This is a genomic window from Chitinivorax sp. PXF-14, from assembly GCF_040812015.1.
GTDB lineage: Bacteria > Pseudomonadota > Gammaproteobacteria > Burkholderiales > SCOH01 > JBFNXJ01.
Genome location: NZ_JBFNXJ010000013.1, coordinates 88,423 through 110,066 on the forward strand (window position 1 = coordinate 88,423; position 21,644 = coordinate 110,066).

The following is a 21,644-nucleotide window of genomic DNA, read 5'->3' on the forward strand; positions in this document are numbered from 1 at the left end:
ATAAACGGGTATCAAGGTAAAGGGGACTTAAACAATGAATTTCACTCGCCTCACCATCATTGCGGCGGCGCTGGCCACCATCGCCGCCTGCGGTAAAAAAGAAGAAGCAGCACCCGCAGCACAAGCACCTGCAGCCGCACCAGCTGCTGCTCCCGCCTCTGCCGGGCCCATGGTCGTCAAGATCGGCAGCGTGGCACCGCTGACCGGCAACATCGCTCACCTGGGCAAGGACAACGAAAACGGCGTACGCCTCGCGCTTGACGAACTCAATGCGCAAGGCTTCCAGATCGACGGCAAGCCGGTCAAGTTCGAGCTCGTTGCAGAAGACGACCAGGCTGACCCGAAAACCGCCACGACCGTTGCGCAGCGCATGGTTGATGCGCATGTGAACGGCGTGATCGGCCACCTGAACTCCGGCACCACGATCCCGGCTTCGAAGATCTACAGCGATGCAGGCATCCCGCAGATCTCGCCGTCCGCCACCAACCCGGAATACACCAAGCAAGGCTTCAAGACGACCTTCCGCGTGATCGGCAACGACATTCAGCAAGGTACTGCTCTGGGTGAATACGCAGTGAAGGGCGCCGGCGCCAAGAAGGTTGCGATCATCGATGACCGCACCGCTTACGGCCAAGGCCTGGCGGATGAGGTCGAGAAGGCCGTCAAGGCTTCCGGCGGTGAAGTGGTGAAGCGTGAATTCACCAGCAACAACGCAACCGACTTCCAGTCGATCCTTACTTCGATCAAGGGCGCCAAGCCTGATCTGGTGTTCTACGGCGGCATGGATGCGCAAGCCGGCCCGATGGTCAAGCAGATGCGTCGTCTCGGCGTGAAGTCCAAGTTCATGGTGGGTGACGGCGGCCAGACCGGCGAATTCGTCAAGATGGCCGGCAACGATGCAGAAGGCGTTATCGGCTCGAGCCCTGGCCTGCCCAAGGAAAAGCTGCCTGGCGGCGCCGAGTTCATGAAGAAGTTCGAAGCCAAGTATGGCCCGGTCCAGATTTACGCTCCGTACTGCTACGACGCTACCATGCTGATGGCCAAGGCCATGCAGAACGCCAAGTCGGCCGACCCGAAGGTCTACCTGCCTGAGCTGGCCAAGATCCAGTACAACGGCGTGACTGGCCCGATCTCGTTCGACGAGAAGGGTGACATCAAGCTGGGCTCGATCACCATCTACACCGTCAAGGGTGGCAAGTGGGAAACCACCTCCTTCGTCGGCGGCGAGATGAAGCAGGAAGGCGCGGCTCCGGCAGGCGAGGAAAAGAAGCCTGAAGAAAAGAAGTCCTAATCGCGGAAAGTGAAGCCCGGCTTGCTCTGGCCGCGTTCGCGCAGAGGCCGGACAATACGGGAAATCACCAAGTAGATTGAGATAGCGGCATCAGGAATGATGCCGCTATTTTTATATTATCCCGCGTCAAGTAGATGCCCTATCCGTGCAGGACTGAGCGCCGCGAGACAGGGACAAAAAGAGCCAGCCTTACCCTGCGTTCCTGCGGGAAAAAAACTGGCCGTGCCGCCGACACAGGCATGTGTCTTGCTCCACCCAAATATAGCCGGTACCGGAATCCTGGCGGCCAGCCCGGAACTCGGTTTACAACTCAATCAGACAGACGACACCAACACAGGGTTCAACATGGACATCTTTCTCCAGCAAATCCTGAACGGCCTGGTAGTCGGCAGCATCTACGCCCTGATCGCATTGGGCTACACGATGGTGTACGGCATCCTCGGGCTGATCAATTTTGCACACGGCGAAGTAGTGATGATCGGCGCAATGGTCACCATTTCGGCAATCGGCTGGCTTACCGGCATGCACCTGGGGCTCCCCGGGCCTGCACTGCTGCTGCTGGCAACCTGCATCTCCATCCCGGCCTGCATGCTGCTTGCCTACAGCATCGAAAAGATCGCCTACCGTCCGCTGCGCAAGGCACCTCGCCTGGCGCCGCTGATTACCGCGATCGGCCTGTCGATCATCCTGCAGAACGTGGCCATGATCATCTGGGGCAAGCGCTACGTCGTGTTCCCGTCGGTCTTGAATGTCGAAACGATCGATCTGTTCGGGGCGACCATCACCAATCTGCAGATATTCATTGTCATCCTCGCCATTGCGGTGATGGCCGGTCTCTTGCTGATCGTCGAGAAGACCAAGCTGGGACGCGCCATGCGTGCCACCTCACAGAACCCTGAAGTGGCCGGGCTGATGGGCGTCAACATCAACTCCATCATCTCCATGACCTTTGTGCTCGGCGCGGCGCTGGGCGCCATCGCCGGCGTGATGGTCGCCGCCAACTACGACCAGGCTCACGCCAACATGGGCTTCATGATCGGCCTGAAGGCGTTTACCGCGGCGGTGCTCGGCGGTATCGGCAACCTTGCCGGCGCCATGGTGGGCGGTATCGTGCTGGGCATCGTCGAGAGCCTTGGTGCAGGCTACATCGGCACGCTGACCCATGACGTCCTCGGCAGTAACTACCAGGACATCTTCGCCTTCATGGTGCTGATTGCCGTGTTGATCTTCCGTCCGTCCGGGCTGCTCGGTGAGCGCGTGGCGGAACGTGCATAACAAGTTGGGGGAGTGGTAATGAGCGATTCACCTTATGTGATTGCCAAGATCAAGGAGTCCCGCGTCGCGGCGACTGTCGCCATGATCGTGATCGGTATCGTGCTGGCTGCGTTGCCTATCGTCATCGGTACGACGTTTGGTAACTCCTGGGTCCGTGCGGTCAATTTTGCACTGCTGTACACCATGCTGGCGCTGGGCCTCAACATCGTGGTCGGCTATGCCGGCCTGCTCGATCTGGGCTACATCGCCTTCTATGCGGTCGGCGCCTATAGCTACTCGCTGCTGGCCAGCCCACACTTCGGGCTGCACCTGCCGATATGGCTGTTGATCCCCTGCGGCGCGCTCGTGGCCTGCATTTTCGGCGTTCTGCTCGGTGCGCCGACGCTGAAGCTGCGCGGCGACTACCTGGCCATCGTGACGCTGGGCTTCGGCGAAATCATCCGCCTGTTCATGAACAACCTGGACCGCCCGATCAACATCACCAACGGCCCGCAAGGCATCAACAACGTTGACCCGATCCAGCTCGCGGGGTTCAGCCTGAGCAAGCCGGTGGACCTGGGCTTCATGACCTTGCAAAGCACCTACCTGTACTACTACCTGTTCCTGCTGATGGCGCTCGGCATCATCGTGGTATCGATCCGCCTGCAGGATTCACGCATCGGCCGCGCCTGGGTGGCGATTCGCGAAGATGAGATCGCCGCCACGGCGATGGGCATCAACACGCGCAACGTCAAGCTGTTGGCATTTGCCATGGGTGCGAGCTTTGGCGGTGTATCGGGCGGCCTGTTCGCGGGCTTCCAGGGCTTTGTCAGTCCCGAGAGCTTCACCTTGATGGAATCGATCATGGTGCTGTCCATGGTGGTGCTCGGCGGCATGGGCCATATCCCCGGCGTGGTGCTCGGTGCGGTGATGCTGTCGGTGACGCCGGAAGTGCTGCGCGACGTCGCCAATATGCTGAAGAGTTCGGAAGGCCGTCCGCTGGTCGACCCGGAAAACCTGCGCATGCTGCTGTTCGGTGTTGCCATGGTCGCCATCATGCTGTTCCGCCCGGCTGGCCTGTGGCCGTCCTCGCGCCGTCGCGCCGAGTTGAAGCCCGCCACCCCGACCATCCAGAAACAGGAAGACTCGAACCTGCAAGACGCGGAGCGTGAACATGACTGAAGCCCTGCTGAAGATCGACGGCATCAACAAGCGATTCGGCGGCCTGCAAGCGCTGTCCGACGTGTCGCTGACCATCAACAAGCGTGACATCTACGGCCTGATCGGCCCCAATGGTGCCGGCAAGACCACCTTGTTCAACGTACTGACCGGCCTTTACATCGCCGACACGGGTACGCTGCATTTCAACGGCAAGCAACTGATCGGCCACAAGCCCTACACCATGGTCGAGAACGGCATGGCGCGGACCTTCCAGAACATCCGCCTGTTCGCCAACATGACGGCCCTGGAAAACGTCATGGTCGGCCGCCACGCCCGCACCAAGTCGGGCGTGCTCGGTGCCGTGCTGCGCCTGCCGGCCACCCGCCGGGAAGAAGCGGCAACGCGCAAGCGTGCGATGGATCTGCTTGCCTACGTCGGCATTGCCAGCCACGCCAACGCGGTATCACGCAACCTCTCCTACGGCGACCAGCGCCGGCTGGAAATCGCCCGTGCGCTCGCGACGGACCCGCAGTTACTGGCCTTGGACGAACCCGCCGCCGGCATGAACCCGAGGGAAACCGAGGATCTGCGCCACCTAATGGAGAAGATCCGCAACGATGGGGTTACCATCCTGCTGATCGAACACGATGTAAAACTGGTCATGGGGCTGTGCGACCGCATCGCCGTGCTGGACTACGGCAAACGCATTGCCGAAGGCGTACCTGCCGACGTTCAGCGCGATCCGCGCGTGATTGAAGCCTATCTGGGAGCCGCTCCGGTATGAAATTGCTCGACGTCACCAACCTGTCCGTGGCCTACGGCGGCATCCAGGCTGTCAAGGACATCAATCTGCACATCGAACAGGGCGAGCTGGTATCGCTGATCGGCGCGAACGGCGCTGGCAAGACCACCACGCTCAAGACCCTGTCCGGCATGCTGAAGCCCGTGGCGGGCCACATCCACTATCACGGCATCGACATCAACAGCGTGCCCAACCATACCCTGGTGTCGCGCGGCCTGGCGCTGGTGCCGGAAGGCCGCGGCATCTTCCCGCGCCTGACGGTAACCGAGAACCTGCAGATGGGCGCCTATTACCGCAACGACAAGGCTGACATCGAAACCGACATGGAAAAGATGTTCGTGACCTTTCCTCGCCTGAAGGAGCGCTTCAAGCAGCTGGCCGGCACCCTGTCGGGTGGCGAGCAGCAGATGGTCGCCATGGCGCGTGCGCTGATGAGCCGCCCCAAGCTGCTGTTGCTCGACGAGCCGTCGATGGGTCTGGCGCCGATCATCGTGCAGAAAATCTTCGAGGTCGTGCAGCAAGTGTCGGCGCAAGGTGTCACCATCCTGCTGGTCGAGCAGAACGCGAAGCTCGCGCTGCAGATTTCCGACCGCGGCTATGTCATGGAGTCGGGCCGCATCACGCTGACAGACGAAGCCTCGGCCTTGCTCGACAACGACAAGGTTCGCCAAGCCTATCTGGGCGAATGATGTACTGGCTGCTGACCAATATCGTTAGCAGCCTGCTTCTCCCGCCGGCCAATCTACTCATCGTGGTGTGGATTGGCTGGCGCTATCTGCCGGGCTCGCCACGCCTTGGCCGCGCCCTTCTCTTCGGCGCTACGCTGCTGCTGGCGGCGCTCTCCACCCCGCTGGCCGGCAATGCCCTGCTGAACCTGCTGCAGACCGCGCCGGCGCTCGATATCGATCACCTTCCCCATGCCGATGCGATCGTCGTGCTCAGCGGCGGCACCTATGACAACGCACCGGAATACGGTGGCGATACGGTGCGGGCCTTCACGCTCGAACGCGCACGCTACGGCGCGAAGCTCCACCGCATCACCAACCTGCCGGTGCTGGTGTCGGGCGGCCGCCCGGACAAACCCGGACAGACCGGGGAAGCCCGTCTGCTCAAATCCGTGCTCGAGACCGAGTTTCTCGTCCCGGTGCGCTGGGCGGAAGACCGCTCCAACAATACCGCCGACAACGCCCGCTATAGCGCCGCCATTCTCAAGCGCAGCGGTGTGCGCAACATCCTGCTGGTCACCCACGCCTGGCACATGCCGCGCGCCCAGGCCGCCTTCGAGGCCAACGGCCTGAGCGTCACCCCGGCCCCGACGGTGTTTGTCGGCAGCGGATCGACCTTGTCGGTGTTCGACTTCATCCCGAGCGCGCCTGGGCTCACCAAGAGTTACTACGCCATGCACGAGGCCATCGGGCTGATCTGGTACCGGCTGCACGGCGACACCTGACGGCCATGGCGCTTGTGCGGCGCCACCGCACTGAAGGACAATCACCGCAACACCAGACAGGACCTTCTCATGGCATTTGGCGCATTGATCATCGGCGACGAAATTCTCTCGGGCAAACGTGAAGACAAACATCTGCGCCAGGTGATCGCCACTCTCAAGGCACGCGGCCTCGATCTGGCCTGGGCCGATTATCTTGGCGACGAGCCGGAACGCATCACGGCAACCCTGCGCCGCACCATGCAAGGTGATGATATCGTGTTCAGCTTCGGCGGCATTGGCGCCACGCCTGACGACTACACCCGCCAGTGCGCGGCCATGGCCAGTGGGCGGGCGCTCGGGCGGCACCCGGAGGCCTCGCGACTGATCGAGGCCCGTTTCGGGGCAGAGGCCTACCCGAACCGCATCCTGATGGCCGAGCTGCCACGAGACTGCGAATTGATCCCCAATCCGGTGAACCAGATCGCCGGCTTCAGCATCGCACACCATCATTTCCTGCCCGGCTTTCCGAGCATGGCGTGGCCGATGATGGAATGGGTGCTCGACCAGCGCTACCCTCACCTGTTCCGCACGGACCCACCGATCGAACTGGCGCTGATTGCCATCGGCGCACGCGAGGGCAACCTGATCCCACTGATGAACGACTTCGTCACGCGCTACCCGATGCTGCGTTTTTCGAGCCTGCCGAGCTTTGGCGACGACACCCTGCCCGCCCATATCGAATTCGGCCTGCGCGGCCCGCGCGCGGAAGTCGAAACGGCCATGGCGGAGTGGGCCGCGCTGATGCAGGAGCAAGGTTTCGAATGCCACCCCAAGCTCCTGTCCGCCTGACATTCGAGCCACTCGGCGACGGCGGGCTGCACCGGCGGCTCGCCGCGGCGGCCGGTGTGTCGCTGGTGATGTTCAGCCGCCATGGCTGCGGTAGCTGCCGGGTGGCCGAGTCGCAACTGCCCGCCTGGCTGCCCGGCGTGGTCGACAACCTGTTCAAGGTCGATGTCGACATCAATGCCGGCCTGATGCGTGAATTCGATGTGTTCCACCTGCCCGCGCTGTTCCTGTTCAAGAATGGCCAATTCCATGCGCCGCTGCACTGCCCACTGACGCCCAACGCGCTCGCCACGGCGATCCACGCGCTGATCACCGCCCCGGCGCAGGAAGCGCCCTGACGGCCCTTCCCGGCGTCGGTCAGCCGCTCTCCGCCAGCCCTCGCCACACCTTGCCACGCACCGCCCGGACCGGCGATCGCCACACGATGGAGCCTTTACACGCACCGTACAGGGTTTCCGCGATGGCTCGCCGCTCCAGTTTGTCTATACAATGAAAGCGCGGCGATAGACCGCGCGCCCCGCCTCCAGCAAGGCAGGGATAACGAGGAGACTGTGAATGATCAGCGTATTCGATCTGTTCTCGATCGGTATCGGGCCATCGAGCTCCCATACCGTCGGGCCGATGAAGGCCGCCCTGACCTTTGTCGAATCCCTGCAGCAGCGCATGCTGCTGGGTTCGGTGCAACGCGTGCGTGCCGATCTCTACGGCTCGCTGGCCCTTACCGGCCACGGCCACGGCACCGTCAACGCGGTGCTGCTCGGCCTGGAAGGGCAGCACCCCAGGACGATCGACCCGGCCCACGTCGTGCCGCGTGCCGAAGCCATCCGCACCGAGCACGGCATCATGCTTGGTGGAACCCACCCGGTGCATTTCGAGTTCGATCGCGATCTGTGCATACACAAGCATGAGTTCCTGCCCAAGCACGCCAACGGCCTGCGCTTCTCCGCCTACGATGGCGGCGGCAAGCCACTGGCGCTGGAAACCTGGTATTCGATCGGCGGCGGCTTCATCGTACGCGATGAAGAATTCGGCATTGAGCAGCCCAGCGTGGCGGTACCCTATCCGTTCAGGACGGCGAAACAGCTGCTCGACCACTGCCGCCAGCAAAACAAGACGATTGCCGCCCTGGTCATGGAAAACGAAACAGCCCGTACCGGCGAGCCCGATGTGCGCGCCCATGCGCTCGAGATCGCCGCCGTCATGCAGCGCTGTGTCGAGTCCGGCTGTGCGCATGAAGGCACCCTGCCCGGTGGCCTCAACGTCAGGCGGCGCGCCCCGGCGCTCCGTCGCAAGCTGAACGAGCAGGCCGAATCGGGGCTGCACAACACCATGTTGTGGCCCATGCTGTACGCCATGGCGGTAAACGAGGAAAACGCCGCGGGCGGCCGCGTCGTCACGGCCCCCACCAATGGGGCGGCCGGCATCGTGCCCGCCGTGCTGCAATACTTCCGCAATTTCGTCGACGCCGACGACGACGGCAAGGTGGTGGACTTCCTGCTGACGGCCGGCGCAATCGGCCTGCTCTACAAGATGAATGCCTCCATTTCAGGCGCCGAGGTGGGCTGCCAGGGCGAGGTCGGCGTGGCGTGCTCGATGGCGGCCGGCGCACTGACGGCAGTACTCGGCGGTACCCTGCTGCAGGTGGAGAATGCCGCGGAAATCGCGATGGAACACCATCTCGGCATGACCTGCGACCCGGTGGGCGGGCTGGTGCAGATACCCTGCATCGAACGCAACGGCGTTGCGGCGGAACAGGCGATCAAAATCGCGCAACTGGCGCTGCTCGAAGATGGTGAGCACAAGGTATCGCTCGACACCGTGATCGCCACCATGCTGGAAACCGGCCGGGACATGCAGCAGCGCTACAAGGAAACCTCGCTGGGCGGCTTGGCCGTCAACGTCACGGAATGCTGAGCATCGCTACCAGGCCGACCTGATGCGCGCGAGCTGCTCCCCCTGGTTGGCCAGCAGCTCGTGCGCATCGCCAATGGCACGGTCCAGCGTCATCGGGCCATCGGTGATCGAGAAGCAGCCGCCGAACAAGAGAGCCAGCTCCGCCAGGCTGGCGCGATCAAGCGCCCCCGACAGCAGCGTCACCGGCACGCCTGCTGCGCGTGCGCGATGCGAGACTTCATAGGGCACCTTGCCGCGGAGCGTTTGCGCATCCGAACGCCCTTCCCCGGTGATTACCCAGTCAGCGCCATAGATCGCATCATCGAGCCCGATCAGGTCGGCGATTTCCGCCGCCCCCGCCTCGCAACGGGCGCCCAACAGCTTGAGCGCGTACCCCAAGCCGCCTGCGGCCCCACTGCCGGCTTCTGCGGATACAGCCGCGCCGGCCCGCGTATCGCCAGCCTGCGCCCAGTGTGCCAAGGCGGCATCGAGGCGGGGCAACTCATCCGGCTGCACGCCCTTTTGCGGCCCGAATGTCATCGTCGCGCCGTCCGGCCCGCACAGGGGGTTATCAACATCACTCATGACGACCAGCTCGGCACCGGCCAGACGCGCATCGAGCAGCGACCAATCAACGCAGGCAAACGTCGCCAGTGAGTCCAGATCCGCCGCCAACGTCCGCCCGGCTGCGTCTTTCAGCACCACGCCCAGCGCGGCCAGCAGGCCGATGCCGCCATCGTTGGTGGCCGTGCCGCCGAGCCCGATCATGATGCGCCGCGCACCTGCGTCGAGCGCGTGCCGAAGCATCAGCCCCACGCCGGCGGTGCTGCGCTCGGCCACCCGGCTATGGCTGATCATCGGCAGACCGACGATCTGGGCACTCTCGATGACGGCAATATCGCCCGGCGCAAACAGGATAGGCGCATCGACCGTGCGCCCTTCGGCATCCGACACGGTGCGTAGCTGGCGCCGCGCCGCGAGCGCCACGGCGCAGGCATCGAGCGTGCCCTCGCCACCGTCCGCCATTGGCTTCAACACCACCATAGCACTGGGCCACACGCGGCTGACCCCCTCCGCAACCGCCTGCGCCACCTGGGCGGCGGATAGCGAACCTTTGAACGAGTCGGGGGCAATGACTATCTTCATGGTCTTATTCATAGCATAAGCAGCGCCCGAGAGCAGCCCGACGCCCAGTCACGCGCCAGCCAGTGCCGTTTGCGGGCATATCTCCAGCCCTCCCGACGACGCTGCCGGGTGCTTGACAAAGGGCATGGACAGGCAGAAACTGGATACACTATTTGTATATACATTTAGCAAAATAAAAACCGATGTGCGCCAGCATCTGGCAGCACCGGGATCGGCAGGAGACGCCATGAATCTACACACCTTCTTCCAGTTGCTGTGGCAGGACTATGTCGCGCTGACGCCACAGGCGGAGAAGATCCACGCACTGTTTGCCGCCGACAATGATGTCGTGGTCAACGACCATGTCGCGTTCCGTACCTTCAACCGTTCCGCCATCGATCTCGAGTCCCTCGAGCCCCATTTCCTGACACTAGGTTACCGTCGCTTCGAGCCCTATCTGTTTGAACAGAAGAAGCTTTCCGCCTGGGGCTATGTTCACCGCGACCCGATGATGCCGCGAATCTTCCTGTCCGAACTGCTGGTCGAGCAACTGAGCCCGACAGCACAGGCCATCATCGACAAAATGTGTAGACAAATAGACACAGCCAGAGTGGCCAGCCAGGACGTATTCTGGGCTGGCCGGCTGTGGGACATGCCGAGCTGGGATGAATACCAAACGTTGCTTGCCGAGAGCGAGTATGCGGCATGGGTAGCGGCCATCGGCATGCGCACCAACCACTTCACCATTTCGGTCGACCACTTACGCACCCCCACCACACTGGCTGGCGTGGTCGATCGCGTGGAAGCCGCCGGTTTCGCCATCAACACCGCGGGCGGCAAGATCAAGGGCAGCCCGGCGCAATTGCTCGAACAGGCATCCACGCTGGCGGAGCGTATGAGTGTCACCTTTGGCGACGGCAGCCGGCATGACATACCGACCTGCTACTACGAGTTCGCCAAGCGTTACCCCAGCAACAACCGCGATTTGTACCAAGGCTTTGTCGCAGCGAGTGCGGACAAGATTTTCGAGTCAACCAACGTCAATACCCTGGGCGTCGCAGCCGGCAGCTGATCAGGCCGCCAGCCGGCGCACCTGGGCCACGAGCCTTGGTACGCCGGCCAAGTCAACACCAGGGGCAGGTTCAACCCAAAGCAAAAAAAGCAGGAGACAACATCATGTACCCCATCCTCATCCTCGGTGCCGGCAAAATCGGCGCGTCGATCGCCAAGCTGCTGCATCACAGCGGCGATTACCAGGTCACCGTCGGCGACCGTGACGAGACGGCACTGGCGCGCCTGAAGAAGGTGCTTCCGCTCCATACCCTGACGCTCGACGTCAGCTCGATGTCGCAGCTGCGCGACGCGCTGGCTGGGCAAAGGGCCGTGCTGTCGGCCTGCTCTTTCGACGTCAACCCGACCATTGCCGAGGCCGCACTGCAGGCTGGCGTCAGCTATTTCGACCTGACCGAGGACGTGGAGACCACACGCCGTATCCGCGCCCTGGCACAAGAGGCACGCGACGGCCAGATCTTCATGCCGCAATGCGGCCTGGCACCCGGTTTCATCGGCATTCTCGGGCACGAGCTGACAAAGCGCTTCGACCGGCTCGACAGCGTCAAGATGCGCGTCGGCGCCCTGCCGCAATACCCGCACAACCACCTGAAATACAACCTGACCTGGTCCACCGACGGCCTGATCAACGAATACTGCAACCCGTGCGATGCCATCGTCGGCGGCAGGAAGATCGACGTGCTGGCGCTCGAGGGCCTGGAAAACTTCGCGCTCGACGGCCTCGAGTATGAGGCGTTCAACACCTCGGGCGGGCTCGGCACCCTGTGCGAAACGCTCGATGGCCGCATCAATGAGCTCAATTACAAGACGGTGCGCTATCCCGGCCACCAGTACCTGATGGATTTCCTGATCAACGGCCTGAAGATGGGCTCACAAATCGAGCGCCGCAAGCAGCTCAAGGAGATCATGGAAAACGCCCTGCCGGTGACGCGCCAGGACGTGGTGCTGGTCTACTGCGCGGCGGCGGGCTGGAAGGACGGCTTCTACATGCAGGAAACCGATGCCCGCAAGATCTACCATCAGGACATTTACGGCGAGCACTGGAGCTCGATCCAGCTCACCACCTCGGCCGGCGCCACCGCCGTCATCGACCTGCACCGCACCGGGCAGCTGCCGAACCGGGGCTTCGTGCGCCAGGAGCAGGTCGACCTCGGCAAATTCCTGAACAACCGCTTCGGCCGCTACTACGACACCGATTCGGAACATGCGGAAAAGGTGAAGGTATGAAGCTCGACAACCAGCTCATCGATGCGCTCAGACTGGGGCGCTATCGCAACGGCGACACCTGGGCATCGGCCATCGTCAATGGCGAAGCCTGCTTCGCGCACGGCGATGCCCATGTGCAACGCTCTCCGATCGACCACGCCAGCCTGGGGCAGCTCGTGCCAAGCGATGCCGTACTGACGGCGCAAGCCCTGGCGCAGGCCCAGGCGGCCTTTCTGCAATGGCGCAGCATACCGGCGCCCAGGCGGGGCGAGCTGGTGCGCCAGATCGGTGAGGCCGTGCGTGCGCGCAAGCAGGAGCTCGCCCGCGTGATCACGCTGGAAGCCGGCAAGATCACGGCCGAGGCGGAAGGAGAGGTGCAGGAGTGGATCGATATCTGTGATTTTGCGGTTGGCCTGTCGCGCCAGTTGCATGGCCTGACCATTACCTCCGAACGCCCCGAGCATCGCATGATGGAGCAGTGGCATCCGCTCGGTGTCGTCGGGGTGATCACCGCGTTCAACTTCCCGCAGGCGGTATGGGCATGGAACGCGATGCTCGCGCTCATCTGCGGCAATGCCGTGGTGTGGAAACCATCCGAGAAGGCGCCGTTGTGCGCACTCGCGGTGCAGTCGGTCGTCGATGACGTGATCGCCAGCTTCGACGGCGCGCCGCGCGGGCTCTCGCAGATCGTGCAAGGTCTGACGGAGACCGGCAGGCAAATCACAGAATCGCCGCTTGTCCCGCTCGTCTCGGCTACCGGCTCGGTGCGCATGGGCAAGGCTGTCGCCGCCACGGTGGGCGGCCGCCTCGGCCGCTCGCTGCTGGAGCTGGGCGGCAACAACGCGATGATCGTCACCGATAGCGCGCGCCTAGACTTGGCCCTGCGCGCCATCGTCTTCGCCGCTGCGGGCACCGCAGGCCAGCGCTGCACCAGCTTGCGCCGCCTGATCGTGCACGAATCGGTGATCGAACAGTTGCTGCCGCGCCTGATCAAGGCATATGAAACCCTACCGATAGGCGACCCGCGCGAAGCCGGCGTGCTGATCGGCCCACTGATCGACGAGGCTTCGTTCGCCGCCCAGCAGCAGGCACTCAGGGATGCCGTGGAGCAAGGCGCGGAGATCGTCTACGGCGGCGAGCGTGTGACTCGAGGCGTGCCGGGCGACGGTTTCTATGTGCGGCCAGCGCTGGTGCGCGTCAGCGGCAACCTGCCCGTAGTCTGTCACGAAACCTTCGCGCCCATCCTCTACGTGATGAGCTATGACACGCTGGACCAGGCCATCGCGCTGCAGAATGGCGTGCCGCAAGGCCTAAGCTCAGCGATCTTCACCGACCGCATGCAGGAGGCCGAGCGCTTCCTGTCGGCAGCCGGCTCCGACTGCGGCATCGCCAATGTCAATATCGGCACCTCCGGCGCCGAGATCGGCGGCGCCTTTGGTGGCGAAAAAGAAACGGGCGGCGGCCGCGAATCGGGCTCGGACGCCTGGAAGAACTATATGCGACGCGCCACCAATACCATCAACTACGGCAACGCCCTGCCACTGGCACAGGGCATCAAGTTCGACGTTTGAAACGGTTTACCCTGACGCTCCGAGTTTTGGCCGCCTTGTGCGGCCTTTTTTCTGTCCGCCAGTGACATCATGGGCTGCCCGCCAAGGCCCGCCGCCATGCCATATCCAGCCGGCCGGATTCCATGGTGTTGAAACAAGCACGCGCACCGCTCCCGTTGCAGGTGCTGCCGCTCGAGCCGCCCCAAACAACAAGGCCCGCTCGTGCGGGCCCTGTGCTCAGTCTGACCAGTCGATCAGGCCGTTGCCGCCTCGCCGCCGAGCACATCCAGCAGATCGGGCAGGAATTTCGCCACTTCACCCGACATGATCGTGAAGTTGGCGTCGAATTGCTCTTCCGCCGTATCGGCGCCGCTGTCCTTGGCCTGCTCCTGCAGCATGTCGAGAAAGGCCAGCTTCTTGACCTGCAGGTCCTCGGTCAGCACGAAGGACAGGCAGTCGTCCCAGGTCAGCGCCAGCTTGGTGACAAGCTTGCCGGCATCGAGGTGATTGCGTACCTCGGCGGCATTCAAATCCTGGCGGCTGCAGCGCACCACCGCGCCCTCGTCGCCCGGCGTCTTGAGTTCGCAGTCGTCGTCGATGGTAAAGCCTGACGGCGGCTCGGCCGTTTGCAGCCAGCCGGTCATCACCATGGTCGGGTTGCCCTCGGTGCGCACGGGGCTCGCACGCAGCGTGTCGATGGATTTGCGCAGCCATTCGACCACTTCCTCGGCCTTTTTCGGCGATGCCGCGTCGACCACGATCCAGCGGTTGGCGGGGTCGATATAAGCCCAGGTGCTGCGAATACGGCTGAAGGCGCGCGGCAGCAGCTCTTCCGTCACGCGCTCGGTCAGGTCGCGCCGCTCCTTCTTGCCAACCTTGCGGTCCTGCTGCTCCTCAATCTCGGCGACACGGGTATTGACCACCTCCTTGACCACCGAGCCGGGCAGGATCTTCTCTTCCGCCGCCAGATTGATCAGGAAGCAGCCCGCGATCGGGTAGACCAGGCTGTCGGACTGCTGCGAGCGCGGCGTACGAAAGCCGATGCTGCTCATTTCCATCTTGCCGCAAGGCTGGAACTGCGATTTGCGCAGGGCCTCGTCGACCTGGGCCGGGTCGAGCTCAAATGCGGCCTGGAGGCGGAAAAGCTGAAGATTCTTGAACCACATGCTGGATTGTCCGTTGCTAGCGAAGGCCGCGCATTTTAACGCAGCTGGCCTGCGCTTGCATAAGCTGAATCAGCCGTAACGGCTCAATTGAAATAGCGGCGCGCCGCGTCAAAGCGTTGCGCGAAATAGCTCGAGCGCAGGCTGCTGACCTTGATGCGGCCATTGGTGGCGGGCGCATGGATAAAGCGGTCCTCGCCGATGTAGATGCCCACGTGGGAATACTGGCGATTCATCGTATTGAAGAAAACCAGGTCACCCGGCTCGAGCTCGTCGCGGGCTATCTCGCGGCCCAGCCTGGCGATCTGCGCGGCATTGTGCGGCAGGCGCACCCCCACCGCTTGCTCATAGATGTAGCTGACCATGCCGCTGCAATCAAGACCTCTCTCCGGATTGGCCCCGCCAAAGCGATAGTCGACATTGAGCAGGCCCAGGGCATACAGCACCACTTCCTGGGCATCCGGGCTCAGCACGGCTCTGGGGGCGTTGCTCGGTGCCGGGGCTGGCCTGACCTTGGCAACCGTCGCCGCCGACGGCGTGCTGGCCGCCACCGGCTTGCCCGGGGCATTTACGCCGCCGGGCGGGGAATAGGCGCAGCCCACCAGGCCTGTGGCCATCAGCATGTAAGAGAGGAGCAACAGCGAGGGCTTGTTTGCACGCATCGGGCACCAACCACAAGTCTTTTAACGTCTGACATGAAGTATAGCTGCTTGCACCATGAATATTAATGATTATTTATAGGCTCATATTGCAGGGTACCGCGCATCGCCCGCTATATGCCGCGCTTGACGCCTTGTCATTCTTTATTGATAATAATTCTCAATTAAACAAAAGGAGCTCGCCATGAATGCCATGCTGATCGGCGCCGACACGCTCGGCAACATCCCCGACACGCTTGCCGAGTACGGCATCCACATCTGCCGCCACATCAGCGGCCGTAACGCAGCCCATCAGCGTAAGTTGCCGAGCCTGCCGAAGGAAACGGAGCTGATGATTCTGTTCACCGACTTTCTCGGCCACAACGTCATGCGCCATTTCCGCGAACTGGCCAACGAGCATCAGGTCAGATTCGTCGCCTGCCGCCGTTCGGTGTGCGCGCTGAAGCAATCTCTCGACGGCCTGTCGCAGCAGGAAAAGGCCAGCATCTGCGAGGGCTGCAAGCATGGCAAAGGCAAAGCCGTAGCAAAACGCAAATACGATTAATTATCACTTGTCTTTTTGCATCAAAATAATTGATAATACATCTCATCACAGTTATTTCAGACAGTGAAAGCGGAGCATCATGTACGTCTGCATTTGCCACGCCGTGACCGATACCCATATCCGTGAAGCCGTGAACCAGGGCTGCTGCTCGATGCGCGACCTGCGCCACGAGCTTGGCGTGGCCACCCAGTGCGGGCGTTGCGCCTGCCATGCGCGGGACGTCCTCAACGCGGCCCTGCTCGACATCGCCGAGCCCATCCCCAACGCGGCCTGACTGTCCGCCCTCTACCTTTCCACGCGCCCTGTGCTAAGCTGAGATTCGTTATCCAGCCAGCATTGGGAGCCCGTCGTGAAAGGTGACAAGAAAGTCATTTCCTACCTCAACAAGGCACTGCTCAACGAGCTGACCGCCATCAATCAATATTTCCTGCACGCCAAAATGTACAAGAACTGGGGTGTGCACAAGTTGGCCGAACACGAGCATCACGAATCGATCGACGAGATGAAGCACGCCGACAAGCTGATCGAGCGTATCCTGTTTCTCGAGGGGCTACCCAATTTGCAGGACCTGGGCAAGCTGCTGATCGGCGAGAACGTAGAGGAAGTGCTCAAGTGCGACCTCAAGCTCGAGATGACGGCGCTCCCGCTGCTGAAGGAAGCCATTGCCTACTGCGAGACGGTGCAGGACTACGTGTCGCGCGAGTTGTTCGAAGAGATTCTGGAGAGCGAAGAAGAGCATATCGACTGGCTCGAAACCCAGATCGATCTGGTCGCCAAGATGGGTATCCAGAACTACACCCAGCTGAACGCCTCGTCCGCCAGCTGATCATGGCGTCCCACTTCGTCAGGCAGCCCGTTCCAAACCGGCGGGCGCTCATCGTCGACGACGACCCGGTCAGCCGAAAGCTGCTGCGCGCCATGCTGGATCAGCAAGGCTGGGCGGTGAGCGATTTCCCCGCCGCCGGCATTGCGTTGGACAGCATCACCAGCCATGGCGCCGAGCTCATTCTGTTCGAGATCGGCATGCAGAGCATGACCGGCCTCGAGTTATGCCGGGTGATACGCAGCCAGGGCGGCGCCAGCCAGCCCAAGATCGTCGCCTACACGGCGCACGCCCAGCAGGAAGACAAGAAGCTATTCATGAGCAATGGCTTCGACGACATCCTGCTGAAACCGGTCAATTCGAAAACCGTGGCGGCCATGCTGGAGCGACTTGGCCAGTAAACAGGCCCATCGCGGTCTACAGGTCGAACTGCCATTGCAGCAGGTAGCCAGGCTCGCCGGCCGCTGCCCGTGCATCATGGCACCATACCAGGCCGGGTACGGCCAGCAAACCGTCCCCGGCGTAGATCAGGGGCAGCCGCTCACGCAGCCAGGGCGCCACGCTCTGCTCCTGGTAGATCTGTTTCAACGTCTTGTGATGCGCTGAGCCCGCGGGCTGGATGCGCTCCCCGCCACGGCGCCGAGTGATGTGCAGCGTCTGTTCGAGCCGGGCGCGGGCGATTCCGCCCCGGGCTTGCCGGACGAACTGGAGCGCCCCGCCCCACGCCGGCAGCGTGATGGCGTCCTGCCCCTGCCAGTCGATCACGACATCCGGCAACGCAAGCGAGACTGGCCGCACGAAGTGGATGCGTGCCGCATGCCTACGCAACGCGCCCTCCCCCATCTCGACTGCCATCGCCACATCGGGCCGGCTCTCGCGAATCTGCCGCAGCGCCTCTTCCAGCAAGGCGCCATCGAGCGCAGGAAGGTAATGGCTAAGGAACCAGCGCAGCAGGTTCTTCGCACGGTAGGCCGGCAACGCCAGCAAGGGCGCGACATCGAGCTGGGCCAAGGCCAGGTCGCCGCAAAAATCGGCCTGGGCCAGATCGTCGGCGATCGCAGACGCCTCGGCAAAATACTGGGCAGACCGCGCCAGGACAGCTGGCGCGCGCGGATAAGACTCCGCCACAACCGGCAACACCCGGTGACGGATGAAGTTGCGATCGTAGCGCGTATCGAGGTTGCTTTCGTCCTCTACCCACACCAACTGGCGCTCGGCGACATACTCGACCAGTTGTGCCCGCGAGACAGCAAGCCAGGGCCGTAATACATGCTGCCCGGATGGCAGGACACGGCTTGCCGGCATCCCCGCCACGCCTCGCACGCCGCCACCGCGCAACAGCTGCTGCAGCACGGTTTCCGCCTGATCGTCCGCGTGCTGGGCCAGCACCACGGCACTGACCCTGGCCTGGGCATAGCAGGCATAGCGTGCCTGGCGGGCTACCGCCTCAAGGCTTTCTCCGCCCCGGCGCTGCAACTGCACGGAATGGGTGGACAGCGGAATGCCCAGCCCCCGGCACAGCTCGGCGCAGAATTGCGCCCAGTTGGCCGCGTTCGGGCTCAGGTTGTGATTGACGTGGACAGCCGAGAGCGCAATGCCGAACGATGGCGCTACCTGGCTTGCGACGGACAGCAGCGCGACAGAATCCAGCCCGCCGCTCAAGGCGATGGCAACGGGCTGGCCGGCAAACGGTTGGAGCGAAGAGATGAGCGCGCGCTTCAGGCGCGACTCAAGCGGCGATTTCCTTGAACTTGCCATAGCCCATCAAACGCTCGTAACGGGCGGTGATGATCTCATCGAGCGACTTGCTCTGCAGCGAGCGCAGCCCATCCTGCAACGACTTCTTGAGCGCCAGCATCATGGCAGCATGGTCACGATGCGCCCCGCCGCAGGGCTCGCTAATCACCTTGTCCACGAGGCCCAGCGTCTTCAGGCGGTTGGCGGTGATACCCAGCAGCTCGGCGGCTTCCGAGGCTTTCTCAGCGCTCTTCCACAGGATGGAGGCGCAGCCCTCGGGCGTAATCACCGAGTAGGTCGAATATTGCAGCATCTGCACGATATCGCCGATGGCGATCGCCAGCGCGCCGCCGGAACCACCCTCGCCGATCACCGTAACGATGATCGGCACGCGCAGCTTGGACATCTCGAACAGATTGCGGCCAATCGCCTCTGACTGGCCCCGCTCTTCCGCGCCAATGCCGGGGTAAGCACCCGGGGTATCGACGAAGGTAAAGATCGGCATGCCGAACTTTTCCGCCAGCTTCATCAGCCGCAAGGCCTTGCGGTAGCCTTCTGGCCGTGGCATGCCGAAATTACGGTAGATCTTTTCCTTGGTGTCGCGGCCTTTCTGATGTCCCATCACCACAACGGACTGGCCATTGAAGCGGGCAATGCCGCAGACGATTGCCGGATCGTCGGCAAACGCCCGATCGCCATGCAATTCATCGAAATCGGTAAACAGCCCTTTGACATAGTCGAGCGTATAAGGGCGCTGAGAATGACGCGCAACCTGGGAAATCTGCCAAGGCGTCAGCTTGCCGTAGATGGACTTGGTCAGCTCCTGGTTCTTGCTCTGCAAGCGGCCGATCTCTTCCGAGATATCGACGGCCGAATCATCCTGCACATAACGCAGTTCTTCGATTTTGGCTTCGAGATCCGCAATGGGTGACTCGAAATCGAGAAAAGTGGTTTTGATCGACATGGCTATACCGTGTTAAACGGGGCGCCCATGATACCGCAGCGGCGGCCTCGCCCCAATTGCTAAAAACGCTGCTACAGATTGCTGAAAACGATGCTGGCACGCACATCGGGCTTCTGCATGCCGATGCGGGTGCTGGTGTTGATCAGGATCGGCGCGTATGGCTTGGGGGCGATCGCATCGCCCTCCCTCGCCACCATCAGCAACACCGACACGGTGCTGGGGTCGCTGACGCCCAGCGTAGCCGACTCTTCATCGCTCAGCGCAATTTCATAGTTCAGGCCGAGCACCGCCGGGTCGACCAGGCTGAACGTGACATCGGGCTCGTCCAGCGACTGCAGCCACAGGATGACGGGCTGCTCCTTGTCCTCGTGAAACAGCTTGTAACGCTGCGATTGTTCGAAGCCCGGAATCGGTATCGGGAACGATACGATTGACTGCGGATCGATATCGATCACGCCCAACTGGGTGGATTGAACTTGCATCTTGTCTCCCTTCCATCGCTCATCGCGATTATGTCGACCTTTGTCTCAATTCAGGTCAGGCTGAAGAAGCGCTTGATCTTTGCCAAGAGCTCGCTGCTTTGCATCGTTGCCTGGGGATTATAGCCACCAGCCGGTTCGTCCGCGTGTTCGCGCGCGCGCTCGGCGATCACTTCGGAAAGCTCCGCAGCCAGCTCCGGCCGGGCCGTCAGTATCTCTTCGAGCGCCGATTTGTGCAGGCGGTAGCATTCGACATCGGTAATGGCGATCAGCGTGGCCGAGCGCGGCGCGCCAGTCAGCAGCCCCATCTCACCAAAGAAGCTGCCTTCCTTGAGCTCGCCCACGCGGCGGCGCCCTTGTTCCGACTCCCGCCATATTTCGGCACTGCCAGCCTTGATGATGTAGAGCCAATGCGCCACCGCACCCTGCCGGCTGATCACGTCGCCCGCCGCGAACGGCGCATAGACGAGTTGTTCCGCCACCAGATTGAGCTCATCGGGCTCCATGCGCGCAAACAGGTCGATATGGCGGAGCGCGTCGAGGCGGCGTTTCAACTCCTCACGTTTCAGTATCGATGTGTCCTTGTAATCGTTGGTCGAGGTGTAGAGGTGGTACTCGTGGATGGCGATGCGCAAGCCGGCCCGTTGCAGTGCGTTGAATACATGCACGCGGATCGACGAGTCGGCCGGGGTATCCTGTGTCATGTCGGTCAACCAGTAACGGACTGCATAGCGCCCCGTGCCGTGGTCGAAGTCGACCAGGACACAACTCGGCGCCGGATCGCGGGCGACAAACGGGATGTTGGCGTCGCGCAAGGTCTTTTCCACGATGCTGATCACACGATGCGGCTGCGCGGACAGGCTGGAATTGAAATGCACCCATCGCCTCACCGGCGCCGGCAGGTCCCCCTGTTTGCCCAGTAAAATAAAGTCATTCTTCATCAGGATGCTATTGGGGATTACCACGGTTTCGAGATCATTCGTCTCGATTCGCGTTGAACGCCAGCGAATTTCGCTGACTTTTCCCACCGTTTCACCCACCTTGATCCAGTCACCGATGTCGAGTGAGTGGTCGAGCTGCAGCGCCAGGCCCGACAGCACATTGCCCAGGGTATCCTGCATCGAGAAACCGATGACGGCAGTGATCACGGCCGAGGTGGTGATGATGTGCCCAAGCTCGACGCCAGCCACCCGCATGCGCACCAGGCCGAATGCGATGTAGAACACGAAGACCGATACATCTTCGAGAATGCGTGGCAGTTCGAGCCGCAAGGCGCGCAACACGACACGGAACAGCAACAGCCCGAGCAATTTGATCAGCACCATGCCGGTGCCGAGCGTCAACGCCTCGTGCAGCACGCTGCTGCCCATCGGCAGATCGAGTTGGTCGAGCTGCCCCGTCAGCGGCTGAACCAGCCAGCAAACCAGGAAGAATATGCCGTAGCGCCGTAGTGTCATGCGGTCGCGCGGCAGCGTGACATACAGGGCCGCCATCAGCGCGACGGCGAGCGCGAGGGTAGTGATGCGATCCAGCCCGGTGCCGTGGACGGCGAGTTCCTCTAACCAGTTGTTGGCCATGCGTAGGTGGGGCTCCGAGATATATGCGGCCATGGAGAATAGTTCAGTCTAGCAGGCTGACGCCATCCCT

At 62.4% G+C, this 21,644-nt stretch carries 23 protein-coding genes; 16 read left to right on the plus strand and 7 right to left on the minus strand.

Annotated elements, in window-relative coordinates; genetic code table 11:
• Window positions 1–34 precede the first annotated feature (34 nt).
• The 9 genes from ABWL39_RS15550 to ABWL39_RS15590 all read left to right on the plus strand — a co-directional run bounded on the left by ABWL39_RS15550 (window position 35) and on the right by ABWL39_RS15590 (window position 8,697).
• Window positions 35–1,291, plus strand: coding sequence for a branched-chain amino acid ABC transporter substrate-binding protein (locus ABWL39_RS15550; RefSeq protein WP_367793190.1), 1,257 nt, complete (start codon window positions 35–37; stop codon window positions 1,289–1,291).
• 345 nt (window positions 1,292–1,636) lie between these two features.
• Window positions 1,637–2,566 (plus strand): branched-chain amino acid ABC transporter permease, encoded by a 930-nt coding sequence (locus ABWL39_RS15555; protein WP_367793402.1) that lies wholly within the window; start codon window positions 1,637–1,639, stop codon window positions 2,564–2,566.
• 81 nt (window positions 2,567–2,647) lie between these two features.
• Window positions 2,648–3,727: a branched-chain amino acid ABC transporter permease gene (locus ABWL39_RS15560; RefSeq protein ID WP_367793405.1), complete on the plus strand. Its 1,080-nt coding sequence runs from the start codon at window positions 2,648–2,650 to the stop codon at window positions 3,725–3,727.
• The gene (locus ABWL39_RS15565) at window positions 3,720–4,490 is read left to right on the plus strand and encodes an ABC transporter ATP-binding protein (protein ID WP_367793193.1); all 771 of its coding nucleotides are present in this window, start codon (window positions 3,720–3,722) and stop codon (window positions 4,488–4,490) included. Before ABWL39_RS15560 ends, ABWL39_RS15565 begins: the two co-directional genes overlap by 8 nt.
• The gene (locus ABWL39_RS15570; protein ID WP_367793195.1) at window positions 4,487–5,197 is read left to right on the plus strand and encodes an ABC transporter ATP-binding protein; all 711 of its coding nucleotides are present in this window, start codon (window positions 4,487–4,489) and stop codon (window positions 5,195–5,197) included. The genes ABWL39_RS15565 and ABWL39_RS15570 overlap by 4 nt, the downstream gene beginning before the upstream one ends.
• Window positions 5,194–5,958 (plus strand): YdcF family protein, encoded by a 765-nt coding sequence (locus ABWL39_RS15575; RefSeq protein WP_367793198.1) that lies wholly within the window; start codon window positions 5,194–5,196, stop codon window positions 5,956–5,958. The genes ABWL39_RS15570 and ABWL39_RS15575 overlap by 4 nt, the downstream gene beginning before the upstream one ends.
• 69 nt (window positions 5,959–6,027) lie before the next feature.
• Window positions 6,028–6,786 carry a competence/damage-inducible protein A gene (locus ABWL39_RS15580; RefSeq protein WP_367793201.1) on the plus strand — a complete coding sequence of 253 codons (759 nt, stop codon included), beginning with the start codon at window positions 6,028–6,030 and terminating at the stop codon, window positions 6,784–6,786.
• On the plus strand, window positions 6,759–7,121 hold the full coding sequence (locus ABWL39_RS15585; protein ID WP_367793204.1) for a thioredoxin family protein: 363 nt from the start codon (window positions 6,759–6,761) through the stop codon (window positions 7,119–7,121). The genes ABWL39_RS15580 and ABWL39_RS15585 overlap by 28 nt, the downstream gene beginning before the upstream one ends.
• A gap of 217 nt (window positions 7,122–7,338) precedes the next feature.
• Complete coding sequence (locus tag ABWL39_RS15590) at window positions 7,339–8,697, plus strand: L-serine ammonia-lyase (RefSeq protein WP_367793207.1); 1,359 nt, start codon at window positions 7,339–7,341, stop codon at window positions 8,695–8,697.
• Window positions 8,698–8,703: 6 nt separating this feature from the next.
• On the opposite strand, the gene ABWL39_RS15595 is transcribed toward ABWL39_RS15590, so the two are convergent.
• The gene (locus tag ABWL39_RS15595) at window positions 8,704–9,822 is read right to left on the minus strand and encodes a glycerate kinase (RefSeq protein WP_367793209.1); all 1,119 of its coding nucleotides are present in this window, start codon (window positions 9,820–9,822) and stop codon (window positions 8,704–8,706) included.
• 226 nt (window positions 9,823–10,048) lie between these two features.
• On the opposite strand from ABWL39_RS15595, the gene ABWL39_RS15600 reads away from it, so the two are divergent.
• The 3 genes from ABWL39_RS15600 to ABWL39_RS15610 all read left to right on the plus strand — a co-directional run bounded on the left by ABWL39_RS15600 (window position 10,049) and on the right by ABWL39_RS15610 (window position 13,649).
• Window positions 10,049–10,873, plus strand: a complete 825-nt coding sequence (locus ABWL39_RS15600; RefSeq protein WP_367793212.1) for a DUF1338 domain-containing protein — start codon at window positions 10,049–10,051, stop codon at window positions 10,871–10,873.
• Between the two features lie 104 nt (window positions 10,874–10,977).
• On the plus strand, window positions 10,978–12,099 hold the full coding sequence (locus tag ABWL39_RS15605; protein ID WP_367793215.1) for a saccharopine dehydrogenase NADP-binding domain-containing protein: 1,122 nt from the start codon (window positions 10,978–10,980) through the stop codon (window positions 12,097–12,099).
• Window positions 12,096–13,649 carry an aldehyde dehydrogenase family protein gene (locus ABWL39_RS15610; protein ID WP_367793218.1) on the plus strand — a complete coding sequence of 518 codons (1,554 nt, stop codon included), beginning with the start codon at window positions 12,096–12,098 and terminating at the stop codon, window positions 13,647–13,649. The genes ABWL39_RS15605 and ABWL39_RS15610 overlap by 4 nt, the downstream gene beginning before the upstream one ends.
• A 233-nt stretch (window positions 13,650–13,882) precedes the next feature.
• On the opposite strand, the gene rdgC is transcribed toward ABWL39_RS15610, so the two are convergent.
• Window positions 13,883–14,794: a recombination-associated protein RdgC gene (rdgC, locus tag ABWL39_RS15615; protein WP_367793221.1), complete on the minus strand. Its 912-nt coding sequence runs from the start codon at window positions 14,792–14,794 to the stop codon at window positions 13,883–13,885.
• Window positions 14,795–14,877: 83 nt separating this feature from the next.
• The gene (locus ABWL39_RS15620; protein WP_367793224.1) at window positions 14,878–15,453 is read right to left on the minus strand and encodes a C40 family peptidase; all 576 of its coding nucleotides are present in this window, start codon (window positions 15,451–15,453) and stop codon (window positions 14,878–14,880) included.
• Between the two features lie 181 nt (window positions 15,454–15,634).
• Between ABWL39_RS15620 and ABWL39_RS15625 the strand changes: the two genes are divergently transcribed.
• From ABWL39_RS15625 to ABWL39_RS15640, 4 genes are all read left to right on the plus strand, one after another.
• On the plus strand, window positions 15,635–15,994 hold the full coding sequence (locus ABWL39_RS15625) for a DUF2325 domain-containing protein (RefSeq protein ID WP_367793227.1): 360 nt from the start codon (window positions 15,635–15,637) through the stop codon (window positions 15,992–15,994).
• A 79-nt stretch (window positions 15,995–16,073) separates the two neighbouring features.
• Complete coding sequence (locus tag ABWL39_RS15630) at window positions 16,074–16,268, plus strand: bacterioferritin-associated ferredoxin (protein ID WP_367793230.1); 195 nt, start codon at window positions 16,074–16,076, stop codon at window positions 16,266–16,268.
• Window positions 16,269–16,343: 75 nt separating this feature from the next.
• Entirely contained in the window at window positions 16,344–16,820 is a 477-nt protein-coding gene (gene bfr, locus ABWL39_RS15635; RefSeq protein ID WP_367793233.1) for a bacterioferritin, read from the plus strand.
• Window positions 16,821–16,822: 2 nt separating this feature from the next.
• Window positions 16,823–17,218: a response regulator gene (locus ABWL39_RS15640; RefSeq protein ID WP_367793235.1), complete on the plus strand. Its 396-nt coding sequence runs from the start codon at window positions 16,823–16,825 to the stop codon at window positions 17,216–17,218.
• 16 nt (window positions 17,219–17,234) lie between these two features.
• On the opposite strand, the gene tilS is transcribed toward ABWL39_RS15640, so the two are convergent.
• From tilS to ABWL39_RS15660, 4 genes are all read right to left on the minus strand, one after another.
• Window positions 17,235–18,575, minus strand: coding sequence for a tRNA lysidine(34) synthetase TilS (gene tilS / locus ABWL39_RS15645; RefSeq protein ID WP_367793238.1), 1,341 nt, complete (start codon window positions 18,573–18,575; stop codon window positions 17,235–17,237).
• Window positions 18,547–19,512 (minus strand): acetyl-CoA carboxylase carboxyltransferase subunit alpha, encoded by a 966-nt coding sequence (locus tag ABWL39_RS15650; RefSeq protein WP_367793407.1) that lies wholly within the window; start codon window positions 19,510–19,512, stop codon window positions 18,547–18,549. Before ABWL39_RS15650 ends, tilS begins: the two co-directional genes overlap by 29 nt.
• 77 nt (window positions 19,513–19,589) lie before the next feature.
• Entirely contained in the window at window positions 19,590–20,000 is a 411-nt protein-coding gene (fliW, locus tag ABWL39_RS15655; protein WP_367793242.1) for a flagellar assembly protein FliW, read from the minus strand.
• A gap of 50 nt (window positions 20,001–20,050) precedes the next feature.
• Entirely contained in the window at window positions 20,051–21,574 is a 1,524-nt protein-coding gene (locus ABWL39_RS15660; RefSeq protein ID WP_367793245.1) for a cyclic nucleotide-binding domain-containing protein, read from the minus strand.
• Between the last annotated feature and the right edge of the window lie 70 nt (window positions 21,575–21,644).